Source organism: Streptomyces sp. NBC_00310, assembly GCF_036208085.1.
Lineage (GTDB): Bacteria > Actinomycetota > Actinomycetes > Streptomycetales > Streptomycetaceae > Streptomyces.
Window position 1 is genome coordinate 7,843,226 of record NZ_CP130714.1, and the last position, 11,952, is coordinate 7,855,177.

11 protein-coding genes are annotated in these 11,952 nt (G+C 71.6%); 8 read left to right on the top strand and 3 right to left on the bottom strand.

Going from position 1 to position 11,952, the window contains the following annotated elements:
- Positions 1 to 39 precede the first annotated feature (39 nt).
- Positions 40 to 171, top strand: coding sequence for a hypothetical protein (locus OG202_RS34430; RefSeq protein WP_326577035.1), 132 nt, complete (start codon positions 40 to 42; stop codon positions 169 to 171).
- 317 nt (positions 172 to 488) lie between these two features.
- Positions 489 to 2,093: a citramalate synthase gene (gene cimA / locus OG202_RS34435; RefSeq protein WP_326577033.1), complete on the top strand. Its 1,605-nt coding sequence runs from the start codon at positions 489 to 491 to the stop codon at positions 2,091 to 2,093.
- Between the two features lie 100 nt (positions 2,094 to 2,193).
- On the opposite strand, the gene OG202_RS34440 is transcribed toward cimA, so the two are convergent.
- Positions 2,194 to 2,691, bottom strand: a complete 498-nt coding sequence (locus OG202_RS34440; protein ID WP_327727673.1) for a hypothetical protein — start codon at positions 2,689 to 2,691, stop codon at positions 2,194 to 2,196.
- A gap of 222 nt (positions 2,692 to 2,913) precedes the next feature.
- On the opposite strand from OG202_RS34440, the gene OG202_RS34445 reads away from it, so the two are divergent.
- Together OG202_RS34445 and OG202_RS34450 are read left to right on the top strand one after the other, a co-directional pair.
- Entirely contained in the window at positions 2,914 to 3,078 is a 165-nt protein-coding gene (locus OG202_RS34445) for a hypothetical protein (RefSeq protein ID WP_327727672.1), read from the top strand.
- Between the two features lie 304 nt (positions 3,079 to 3,382).
- Positions 3,383 to 4,762: a hypothetical protein gene (locus OG202_RS34450; protein ID WP_328224080.1), complete on the top strand. Its 1,380-nt coding sequence runs from the start codon at positions 3,383 to 3,385 to the stop codon at positions 4,760 to 4,762.
- Positions 4,763 to 4,856: 94 nt separating this feature from the next.
- On the opposite strand, the gene OG202_RS34455 is transcribed toward OG202_RS34450, so the two are convergent.
- Positions 4,857 to 5,639, bottom strand: coding sequence for a serine protease (locus OG202_RS34455; RefSeq protein ID WP_327727670.1), 783 nt, complete (start codon positions 5,637 to 5,639; stop codon positions 4,857 to 4,859).
- 253 nt (positions 5,640 to 5,892) lie between these two features.
- Between OG202_RS34455 and OG202_RS34460 the strand changes: the two genes are divergently transcribed.
- The 3 genes from OG202_RS34460 (at position 5,893) to OG202_RS34470 (ending at position 8,392) form a co-directional block, all read left to right on the top strand.
- A complete protein-coding gene (locus OG202_RS34460; protein ID WP_328224081.1) occupies positions 5,893 to 6,765 on the top strand; it encodes an aminoglycoside phosphotransferase family protein in 873 nt (290 codons plus the stop codon).
- A gap of 106 nt (positions 6,766 to 6,871) precedes the next feature.
- Positions 6,872 to 7,453 (top strand): YdeI/OmpD-associated family protein, encoded by a 582-nt coding sequence (locus OG202_RS34465; RefSeq protein WP_327727668.1) that lies wholly within the window; start codon positions 6,872 to 6,874, stop codon positions 7,451 to 7,453.
- 96 nt (positions 7,454 to 7,549) lie between these two features.
- On the top strand, positions 7,550 to 8,392 hold the full coding sequence (locus tag OG202_RS34470; RefSeq protein WP_327727667.1) for a hypothetical protein: 843 nt from the start codon (positions 7,550 to 7,552) through the stop codon (positions 8,390 to 8,392).
- 276 nt (positions 8,393 to 8,668) lie between these two features.
- On the opposite strand, the gene OG202_RS34475 is transcribed toward OG202_RS34470, so the two are convergent.
- Positions 8,669 to 9,289 carry a YceI family protein gene (locus OG202_RS34475; protein ID WP_326577017.1) on the bottom strand — a complete coding sequence of 207 codons (621 nt, stop codon included), beginning with the start codon at positions 9,287 to 9,289 and terminating at the stop codon, positions 8,669 to 8,671.
- Positions 9,290 to 9,446: 157 nt separating this feature from the next.
- Here OG202_RS34475 and OG202_RS34480 point away from each other — a divergent pair, with 157 nt between their 5' ends.
- Positions 9,447 to 11,816 (top strand): polysaccharide lyase 8 family protein, encoded by a 2,370-nt coding sequence (locus OG202_RS34480; protein WP_328224083.1) that lies wholly within the window; start codon positions 9,447 to 9,449, stop codon positions 11,814 to 11,816.
- The last annotated feature ends 136 nt before the right edge of the window (positions 11,817 to 11,952 follow it).

Genomic DNA, 11,952 nt, shown 5'->3' on the forward strand with positions numbered 1-11,952 from the left:
CGCTGCTCGCGAACACGCGAGCAGCCGCCCGGGTGGTACGTGATCGAACGCGGCCCGGGCAGGACCGCGGACGGCGGCGGCCGGGTCGTCCTCGAGCCTGCGGACCCGACCCTGATCCCGGCCGGTGACAGCGACGAGGCCCGGGACGTCTTCGTACGCCACACGCGGTGACCATGAGGTGATCAGCGCGCTGTTCGCATCCTGAGACGGACGGTGAGCACGGGGACGGTCTGTGCCAGACTGCCCCCGTGCTCTCGTTCGCCACGATTATTGGCAGCAGGCGCGCCGGTCCGCAGTGACCGCCACGTACGACCAGGTACGGGCGGACACCGTCGTTCTCGACCCGCGCGCAGACCTCTCGCACCCGCGAGGGGTTTTTCGCTTTTCTGGCCCACCCCCAGCCGGGAGCGCAGCGCGAGGGATCATTGGAGGACGGTGGAGCCGGTCATTCCGGTACGACCGAGATCCAACACAGGAGCCTTGAGACCATGACGGAAACCAGCGAGCTCGACGACTCGTTCCACGTCTTCGACACCACCCTGCGCGACGGCGCCCAGCGCGAGGGCATCAACCTCACGGTCGCGGACAAGCTGGCCATCGCACGGCACCTGGACGACTTCGGCGTCGGCTTCATCGAGGGCGGCTGGCCCGGCGCGAACCCGAGGGACACCGAGTTCTTCGCCCGCGCGCGGAAGGAGATCGCCTTCAAGCACGCCCAGCTGGTCGCCTTCGGCGCCACCCGCCGCGCCGGCGGCAAGGCGAGCGAGGACCCGCAGGTCAAGGCCCTCCTCGACTCCGGCGCCCCGGTCATCACCCTCGTCGCCAAGTCCCACGACCGGCATGTGGAACTGGCGCTGCGCACGACCCTCGACGAGAACCTGGAGATGGTCCGCGACACCGTCTCGCACCTGCGCGCGCAGGGCCGCCGGGTCTTCGTCGACTGCGAGCACTTCTTCGACGGCTACCGCGCCAACCCCGAGTACGCCAAGGCCGTCGTCCGCGCCGCCGCCGAGGCCGGCGCCGACGTGGTGATCCTCTGCGACACCAACGGCGGCATGCTCCCCGCCCAGGTCCAGGCCGTCGTCGCCACCGTGCTCGCCGACACCGGAGCCCGCCTCGGCATCCACGCCCAGGACGACACCGGCTGCGCGGTCGCCAACACCCTGGCCGCCGTCGACGCCGGCGCGACCCACGTCCAGTGCACCGCCAACGGCTACGGCGAACGCGTCGGCAACTCCAACCTGTTCCCGGTCGTCGCCGCCCTGGAGCTGAAGTACGGAAAGAAGGTCCTCCCCGACGGCGCCCTGCGCGAGATGACCCGCATCTCCCACGCCATCGCCGAGGTCGTCAACCTCACCCCCTCCACCCACCAGCCGTACGTGGGTGTCTCCGCCTTCGCGCACAAGGCCGGCCTGCACGCCTCCGCGATCAAGGTCGACCCGGACCTGTACCAGCACATCGACCCCGAGCAGGTCGGCAACACCATGCGGATGCTGGTCTCCGACATGGCGGGCCGCGCCTCCATCGAGCTCAAGGGCAAGGAGCTGGGCGTCGACCTCGGCGACGACCGCGCACTGGTCGGCCGGGTCGTCGAGCGGGTCAAGGAGCGCGAGCTCAAGGGCTACACCTACGAGGCCGCCGACGCGAGCTTCGAGATCCTGCTGCGCGACGAGGTCGCGGGCAAGCCCCAGCGCTACTTCCGTACCGAGTCCTGGCGGGCCATCGTCGAGGACCGCCCCGACGGCAGCCACGCCAACGAGGCCACGGTCAAGCTGTGGGCCAAGAGCGAGCGGATCGTCGCCACGGCCGAGGGCAACGGCCCCGTCAACGCGCTCGACCGCGCCCTGCGCGTCGCCCTGGAGAAGATCTACCCCCAGCTCGCCAAGCTGGAGCTGGTCGACTACAAGGTCCGCATCCTGGAGGGCAAGCACGGCACCAACTCCACGACCCGGGTACTGATCTCCACGACGGACGGTACGGGGGAGTGGTCCACGGTGGGCGTCGCCGAGAACGTGATCGCCGCGTCGTGGCAGGCGCTGGAGGACGCGTACACGTACGGGCTGCTGCGGGCGGGGGTCGAGCCGGCGGAGTAGTGCGCCAGGAGCTCGGCGGGCTGGGGTGCGTGGGCGGCCGCGGGTGGTGTGGCTGCTCGCGCCCACCCGCACCCGCCGGCGCACCCCTTCGGCGGAGCCGTCAGCACGACTCCTCCGCGACCTTCTCGAACTCCTCGACGCTCATCGCCCGGTCGTCCGCCCAGACCTGCCCCCGCTTCAGCCGCCCGAGATCGGCCGTGGTGAACGTGACCGCGCCGTTGGCGTAGTCGTCGGTCTGGTCATGGAAGACGAACGTGTAGGTGTGGCCCGACAGGAGCCGCTGCTCGCCCGCTTCCTTGGCCCCCCACGCCGCCGGCGGCGAGAAGAGCGGGAACTCCGCGTCCCCCGACCACTCGCCGTCCGTCTCCCAGACCGTGGTGTCCGTCTCGTCCTCGCTCGGCTCGTCCTCGGAGGAACCGGCCCAGCCCGAGAACGTCGGCCCCACGTAGGGGTCGTCCTCGCAGGGCCGGATCAGCACCCGAGGCGCCCCGTCCGCGTCCACCGTCACGGCCGCGAGCGGCAGTTCGAGCGCCGTGCAGCCGCTCAACAGCACGGCCCCGCCCACCGCACCCAGCACCGCGAGAACTCTCCGCAGCATCACGCTCGCCCCCCGTAACCCTCTCGCACTACCTGACCCGAACCCCTCCCGAACGGTTGTACAGCCGTCCTGCCGCCTGCCCAAGTCGACAGTCGGCTCCCATCAAGTCACAAAGGGGAAACGGGAGTTGAACGCGGTGTCTCGGCCGCTCCGCTGTCCGGCCCGATCCCGCTGTCGTTCGCCCCTCCCACGGCGACGGCGACGGCGGCCGCACCCGCGAACGTGACCGCCGACGCCACGGCGTACCCCGTGGCCGAGGGTGGCACGGCCCAGGTCCGCGTCATCGTCACCGGCACGGTCGACAGCCCCGTCCCCGTGACGCACCGAACGGCCGCCTGCGCCGACCACCGGCCGGCTCCCCGTCACGTGGCCGACGCCAAAGGCTGAGCCGCCGATCAACGTCGCCGCCCCGTCGTACGACCCGCGGTTCCCGTACGAGGCGGGCCTGACGGCGAAGGGGGCGGCACCCGAGCGCGGGATGCACGCCGCGGTGATCGAGGCACGGTGACGGGTGCGGCGGAGCACGGCGACGGGTGCGGCGGACGGTGGGCCAGGGCGTCCGGATGACGGAGGCGGTCGCGAAACCCTTGGCGCAGCTTTTCGGCTCCCAGCCGACGGACGGCGGCTCGCGCCGACGAATGGGCGGCGGCTCAGTGTCCGTTTTCCGGCCGATCGAGGTAGCTTCGAAGGTATGAAGGGCGCATCGGTCCGACGTCTGCTCCGCCTCCTCATGCTGCCGCTCGCCGCGCTGGCGCTGGCGGCCCTGGCGGTGCTGTCGGTCGGTGCGCCGGGCGCGCACGCGGCCACCGACGTCTCCACGGTGGCCGCGGCCCTGCGCGACAGCCCCGTCTACGTCGACCCGGCCGCCTCCGACCTGCTCTCCTCGGCGGACGCCGAAGCCCTCGCCGACAAGATCGAGGACGCGGACGAGCCGATCTTCGTGGCCGTCCTCCCCGCCGACCAGCCGGCCCAGAACCTCTTCCGGAACCTCCGCACCGAGACCGGTGTGACCGGCCTGTACGCCGTCCGCCTCGGTGACCGCTTCGACGCCCGCGCCGACAGCAGCGTGCTGAGCCCCCAGACCGTGGAGAATCTGGTCACGGCGGTCCAGGGCGCGGGCGACCCGAAGGCCCAGCTCAATGACTTCGTGGACGACGCCCTGCGCAGCAACCCCGGCGGCACGGCCCCCTCCAGCTGGAGCGACGGCGGCGACGAGGGCGTGGACGCGGGCGCCCTCGCCGCGACGGGTGCGGTCGTGGCGGCGGGCGGCGTGGGCGCGTACGCGCTGGTCCGCCGGAGCCGCCGCAAGAAGGAGGAGGAACGCCGCGCGGCGCTGGCCAAGCTCGCCGTGGTGGTGGACGAGGACATCACCGCCTTCGGCGAGGAGCTGGAGCGCCTGGACTTCCACCCCGCCGAGGCGGGCGCCGACGACGCGATGCGCGCCGACTACGAACGGGCCCTGGACGCGTACGAGAAGGCCAAGTCGCTCATGGCCGCGACCACCCGCCCCGAGGAGGTCCGCGCGGTCACCCAGACCCTGGAGGACGGCCGCTTCTTCCTCGCCCAGCTCGCCGCCCGCAGAGAGGGCCGCCCGCTCCCCGAACGCCGCGCCCCCTGCTTCTTCGACCCCCGCCACGGCCCCTCGGTCGCGGACGTCCCCTGGACCCCGGGCGTCGGCGCCGAACGCGAGGTCCCGGTCTGCGCTGCCGACCAGGCCCGCCTCGCCGACGGCCGGGACCCCATGATCCGCGAGGTCGAGACGATGTCCGGTGGGCGTCGCCCGTACTGGGACGCCGGCCCCGCCTACGGCCCCTGGGCAGGCGGCTACTACGGCGGCGGCCTCCTCCCCGGCCTCCTCGTCGGCACGATGCTCGGCAGCATGATGGCCACCCCCTCCTACGCGGCCATGTACGGCTCGGGCTACGGCGACTTCGGCGCGGCCTCCGGCTACGACGGCGGTGACGTCTCGGGCGGCGACTTCAACACGGACGACTTCTCCGGCGGGTTCGGCGGCGGCGACTTCGGCGGTGGCGGCGACTTCGGGGGCGGCGGGGACTTCGGCGGCTTCTGACGGTCCGGCCCGCCGAGGGCACGCATGAGCACGGGTCCGGCGCTGAGCGGCGCCGGACCCGTGGACGTCGTACGCGGTGGTGCGAGGACCTCGCTCAGAGAGTGGCCGCGGCCGAGGCGATCTGGGACGCGAAGGTGGACACCTCGGTGTAGACACCGGGCGCGTTGGGCCGGGCGCAGCCGATGCCCCAGCTGACGATGCCGACCTGGACCCACTCGTTGGCGTTGTCCCGGCGGAACATCGGGCCACCGGAGTCGCCCTGGCAGGTGTCGACGCCGCCCGAGGCGAGCCCGGCGCAGATCTCCTCGCTCGCGATGAGCCCGCTGTAGCCGCTGTACGAACGGCAGGTCGCGTCGCTCACGAACGGCACGGTCGCCTTGAGCAGGTAACGCTGCTGCGAGCCGCCCTCGGTGGCCGCGCCCCAGCCGGCGACCGTGAAGGTGCCGGTGTTGTACGCCGTGGACGTGGCGATCTTCAGCGTCGGGAGGTTGATGGGCGAGGCCAGCTTGATGAGGGCCCAGTCCTTGCCGTCGCCGTTGTAGCCGGGGGCCCGGTACACCTTGGTCGAGCGGACCTGGACCCGGCCGCTGGTGTTCTGGAGGTCCACGACGCCGGCCGTGGCCGTGTAGCTGGTGTTGTTGCCGGTCGCGCCCACACAGTGCGCGGCCGTGAGCACGATCTGCTGCGTGTACAGCGCACCGCCACAGCCCATCGACAACCGGACCATGAACGGGAACTCGCCCTGCGCGGCCCGCGTTCCGCCGACCACAGGCGCCGGCGCGGCCTCCGCCGCCGACACGGGCTGCAGGCTGGCGATCGCGAGCGCGGCGGCACCGACAGCCGCACATCTCTTCAGAGCGGTGATGAGTCGCTTCAACGTGATGCCTTCCGTGGGGGGTTGACATGCGATGACCCGTACAACCGAACCGCAGACATGACGCAGGCATGCCAATGAGGCGCCAAGAAATCACCCTCGATGGCATGCCCAGGTCAATTTCTGTTGCAGGATTATGAGAACGCCGAAAGTCCCCGCACAAGAGGCGCGATCCAGCCAGCCTCACGTCCGGCTCGCGTACCGCTCCCGCCAAAAGGGCGTGCGGCGGCCTCTAAGGTGCGCGCACACTGACCTGATGATCGACATCACCCCGGACCTCGTCCGCGCCCTGATCTCGGCCCAGTTCCCCGAGTGGAGCGAGCTGTCCGTCAGGCCCGTCGACCGGCAGGGCTGGGACAATCGCACTTTCAGGCTCGGCGACGAACTGACGGTCCGGCTGCCCAGCGCGGAGGGCTATGTGGCCGCCGTGGCGAAGGAGGACCGTTGTCTGCCCGCGCTGGCCCGGCATCTGCCGTTGCCCGTGCCGGAGCCGGTCGCCGTCGGGAGGCCGGGGGAGGGATACCCGTTCCCGTGGTCGGTGCGCAGGCGGCTCCCGGGGGACACGGTCGAGGTCGCGACGGGCGTCGACCGCACCCGACTCGCCCGCGATCTCGGCGACTTCCTGACCGAACTGCGCGAGGCCCCGCGCGGACGGGGACCGGCGGCCGGGCGGCACTCGTACTTCCGCGGCTGCCATCCCAGCGTGTACGGCGACGAGGTAGAGGCGGCCCTGGAGCGGCTGAGGGACGTCGTCGACGTCGCCGGCTGCCGGGCCGTCTGGGCGGACGCCCTGACCTCCGCCTGGCCATCGGCTCCGACGTGGTTCCACGGTGACGTCGCCGTCGGCAATCTCCTCGCCACGGACGGCACCCTCTGCGCCGTCATCGACTTCGGCTCCTCCGGTGTCGGCGACCCCGCCTGCGACCTCGTCATCGCCTGGAACCACTTCACCGGCGAGGAACGGAAGGTCTTCCGCGAGGCCGTCGGCCTGCCCGACGACGCCTGGCGACGGGCACGCGGCTGGGCGCTGTGGAAGGCGCTGGCGACCACGGCGGGGCTGTCCGGCCCCGACCCGGAGGGACGGCAGCGCCGGGTGCTCGACCGGGTACTGGAGGACGCGGTCGCATAGGACAGGAAGCGACTCGTACAGGACGGGAACCGACTCATAGAGGACGGGACAGGAAGCGACTCGTATAGGACAGAAGACGACCTAATGCAGGCCTACCGTGCGGAGCATGACCCTCCCCGAAGGCACGGAAGCCCGCGCGTTCCCCGACGTCGACCACCTCGACGCCTGGCTGACCACCCACCCCGCCCCACCCTCCGGCGGCCTGTGGGTCAAGGTCGCCAAGAAGGGGACCGGGATCCGTTCCGTCGGCGCAGGTGAGGTCAACGACGTGGCCCTCTGCCACGGCTGGATCACGGGTCACCGGCGACGCCTCGACGAGTCGTACTTCCTGCAGCGGATCACCCCGCGCCGGCCGGGCGGTGACTGGTCGATGGTGAACGTGCGGCGTGTGGGGGAGTTGACCGCCGCCGGACGCATGCGGCCCGGCGGTCTCGCGGAGGTGGCCTCGGCGAAGGCGGACGGACGCTGGGCGGCGGCGTACGCGTCGCAGAAGGAGGCCGGCGTGCCGGAGGACCTGACGGCGGCACTCGACGGCAACCCCCGGGCCCGGCAGGCCTTCGAGAGGCTGGGGAAGACGGACCGGTATCTCGTCGTGCTGGGGCTGCTCAAGGCCCGGACGCCGCACACCCGGGCCGCTCGCCTGCGGACGGCGCTCGCCGGGCTGGAGACCGGGCCGGACCGGACCTGAACCGTTCGGACGCCTGCGGACCGCTGTCGCCGCCGGGGAGGCCGACGGCCGATGATGCTCCTACTGCTGTCAGACCCTCGTGCCACACTCCGTCGCATGTCTCCCGGCTCTCCCGACGCTTCCGACCTGCCCGCCTCCCCCGCCCTCGCCGCACTCACCCTCGACCGATGGCGCTCCTTCGACCCGGCCACCGCGCGACGCGTCGCCGACGAGGCCGCGCACCTGGTGCACGGCCGGCTGATCGGCGTCGAGACGGTCGAGCACCTCGGCGGGCCCCTCCACCGCGCGCGGATCGAGCGGGACGGGCAGGAGTTCGCCCTGATACCCGGCGGCCGGGTGATCCTCGGCTTCGACCCGGAGACCTGGCGGCCGACGGCCGAGCAGGCCGCCGACTACGCCGCCAGCCAGGAACAGGGCTTCGGATACGGCGCCGATCTGAGGGAGCATCTCGCCCGCATGCTCAGCCCGCTCCGCACCGTCGTCCTGGACACCGTGCTCATGGCGGTGGAGGGTGAACCACTGACCGAACCGCCCGCCGACATGCCGGCCGTCCTCGCGGCGCGCGGACTGCGCATGCCGAGCTCCGACGAGTGGGAGCACGCCTGCGGAGCCGGGTCCGGCACCCTCTTCCGGTGGGGCGACGACTGCCCTCTCGACCGCATCCCGTACGGAGACCGCACCGGCCCCCACAACGAGCCGAACGCCTTCGGCCTGCGTATCGCCCACGACACCTACAGCGCCGAGATCACCGGCGACACCACGGAGGTCCGCGGTGGAGACGGCGGCGAGTCGGTCTGCGGCGGATACGGTCACCTGCTGGCGTGGCTGCCCCTGGCCACCGCACACATCCACCCCGACATGGCCGAGTTCGTGTACGGCGAGGACGGCGACGACCTCTATGACGACTTCACCGTCCGCCCGGTTCTCGCTTTCCCGTAGCGCTCCCGTAGCGCTCCCCTAGCGCTCTCGTAGCGCTCCCAGGAGCGGCCGGCCGGGACACCGCTGGGGCCCTGAACGAGCCGCCCGCGCCCGGGTCCGGGGCCGCGTACCCACCGCACCTCCTGGAAGGTCGCTCGGTGGTCATACGGACAGAAGCCCTCGCCCGGGACCTGGACGACTCGCGCCACGGGCCCCACATCGGTGACACATGATCACGATCGGTCACGAACGATGCTGTTCGGTCATGACCGGTCGGGATCGAGCGACGGTCGAACCTCAGCCCGCGTTCCGGATCGCCGAGATGTCGAAGTTCAGCTTGATCTTGTCCGACACCAGAACGCCGCCCGTCTCCAGCGCCGCGTTCCAGGTCAGGCCCCACTCGGAGCGCAGGATCTCCGCCTTGCCCTCGAAGCCGACGCGCTCGCTGCCGAAGGGGTCCTTGGCGGCGCCGTTGAACTCCAGGTCGATGGTGAGCGGCTTGGTCGTGCCGAGGATGGAGAGGTCGCCGGTGATGCGGTAGTCGTCGCCCCCGAGGGCCTCCACCTCCGTGGAGCGGAAGGTCATCGTCGGGAACTCGTCCGTCTTGAAGAAGTCCGCGCTCTTCAGGTGGCCGTCACGGTCGGCGTTGCCGGTGTCGATGCTCTCCATCGTGACGTCCAGGGAGGCGGTGGACCGGGACGGGTCCGAGCCGTCCAGGTGCAGGCTGCCGGAGAAGTCCCGGAACCCGCCCTTGACGTTGGTGACCATGGCGTGGCGCGCCACGAAACCGATCGTGGTGTGGGCCGCGTCGATCGTGTAGTCACCGGTCAGTGCGGCCAGTTCGGGGTTCACCGCGGAGGGGGTCGCCGAGGCTGCGGCGGTCTCGGTGGTCGTGTCGTTGCGGCCGAAGATGCCCATGACGTACTCCTTGAGTGATTTCGTTCAATGTTCAACGAACTGAACACGGCTCACCGTAGCCCTATTCCGTTCAAGTTTCAACCTTATCGCGGCGTGATCCGGCGTGATCGCCGTGTCACGCACTGTTGATCCCGCCGAAGGCGAGATGATACACGGCATGAGCATGACCCCCACCCGCCGTACCGTCCTGCTCCTCGCCGCGGCCCTGACGGCGGCCACCCCCTCCGCGTACCCCGGATCCACCGCGCATGCCGCCCAGGCCGCCGACCCGTACGACAGCCTTCGCCGCCGCTGGCTCACCATCGCGCTCGGCACCGGCTACGACCCCACCGCCGAGCCCTACGCCACCCGCCTGCGCGAGACCGGAGACCTCGCCCACGCGTTCCGCGCGGCCATGGCGCCCACCGCCGGCTCCCTCTGGCCGGGCCACCCCTTCGACCCGCCCACCGGAATCACCCAGAGCTACAGCCGCCTGTGGACCATGGCCCAGGCGTACGCGCAGCCGGGCACCGGCTCGACGGGCGACACCGCCCTCCTCACGGACGTCCTGCGCGGCCTCGACCACCTCACCGCGACCGTCTACAACCCCTCCACCACCCGCTACGGCAACTGGTGGGAGTGGCAGATCGGCAGCCCGCGCCTCCTGCTGGACATCGTCGCCGCCCTGTACGACGAGCTGACACCCGCTCGCCGGGCCGACGCCTGCGCGGCGGTCGACCACTTCATCCCCGACTCGATGCTCCGCGAGTACACCGGCACCTCCACCGGCGCCAACCGCGTCGACCTCTGCCGCTCCGTGGCCCTGCGCGGCATCCTCGGCCGCGCCCCCGAGAAGATCGCCCTCGCCAGGGACGCCCTCTCGCCCGTCTTCCCGTACGTCACCCGCGGGGACGGGCTGTACGCCGACGGCTCGTTCGTGCAGCACACCTGGGTCGCCTATTCGGGGACGTACGGGCAGGTCATGCTCGACGGACTGGGGAGACTCTTCGCGCTGCTGGCCGGGTCGGCCTGGGAGGTGACCGATCCGAACAGGCAGATCGTCCTCGACGGTGTCGAGCGGGCGTACGCACCGCTCATCCATGACGGCCTGGTCATGGACAGCGTCAACGGCCGTGCCATCAGCCGGGGTTACCTGAAGGGCGACGACCGGCACATCATGCGGAGCGACCACTTCCACGGTCAGGGGATCATCGCCGCCATCGCGCTGCTCGCGCTCGGGGCCACCGCCGCCGAGCGGGAGCGGTGGCACGGGCGCATCAAGGGGTGGATCGAACGCGACACGGTGACCCCGATCCTCACGGCGAAGCAGTTCGGTGTCGCGGACCTGGCCCGGCTGCACGCCGTCGCCGACTCCCCGGTCGCCGCCGCGCCCGAACCCGTCGGCCACCGCCTCTTCGCCGCCATGGACAGAGCCGTCCACCGCCGCCCGGGCTTCGCGGTCAACATCGCCATGGCCTCCGACCGCATCGCCCACTACGAGTGCGGCAACGGCGAGAACCCCCGCGGCTGGCACACGGGCGCGGGGACGACCCTCTGGTGGGCCGAGGGGCACGGCGACCAGTACAGGAACTGGTTCTGGCCCACCGTCGACTGGTACCGCCTCCCCGGCACGACCGTCTCCACCAAACGGCTCGCCGACAAGGAGGGCGGCGAATGGGGCGCGCCGAAGCCCGCGGTCCGGTGGGTCGGCGGCACCGCGGACGGCGAGTACGCGGCGATCGGCCAGCACCTCGAAGGGCTCGGCTCCACGCTCCGGGCCCGCAAGTCGTGGTTCTGCGTCGCAGACGCCGTCATCTGCCTGGGGGCCGACATCAGCTGCACGGACGGGATGCCGGTGGAGACGGTCGTCGACAACCGCAACCTGGGGGAGGCCGGCGACGGGGCACCGCAGCCCCTCGTGCGCGGCAGGCACTGGGCGTACCTGGAGGGCCACGGGGGCTGGGTCTTCCCGGACGACGCGCCGGGCGGCCCGTCGTCCGGCGGCGCCCTGCGCACCCTGCGGGAGGACCGCACCGGCGCCTGGTCCGACATCAACACCACGAGCACGACCGAACGCCGCACCCGGCGCTGGCAGACCCTCTGGCTGGACCACGGCACCGATCCGGTGAACGCCGGCTACGCCTATCTGCTCATGCCCGGAGCCTCCCGCCACGCCGTCGCGGCCCGTGCCGCCGATCGGAGCTGGTTGTCGATCTTCGCCAATGACGGCGTGTGCCAGGCCGTCCACGTGCCCTCGCTCGGTCTGACGGCCGCCAACTTCTGGCAGTCCGGTACGGCGGGCCCGCTGACCGCCTCCGCCGGGGCGAGCGTGCTGCTGCGCCGCCGGGGGCGGACCGCTACCCTCTGCGTGAGCGAACCGCCGCGCACGGGCGGGCCGGTGGAGATCACATGGCGCGGACCGCTCCGTACGGTGGTCAGGGCGGACGACCCGGTCGAGGTGCTGGAGTCGACGGCCGGCCGGCTACGCCTCCGCGTCACCCCCGGCACGGCCTGCGCCACGCACACCTGTGACCTGACTCTCGCCTGAGCGGACCCAGGGGTCTTTGTGTGACTCCTACAAGCCCCACACCCCCTGAGCAGTCGGTTCGGCTGTATGCCGACGAGGTTCTGTTCAGGGGCACCAGGAAAACACGCCGGAGACTGTACGGAGTCGACGGACCGCT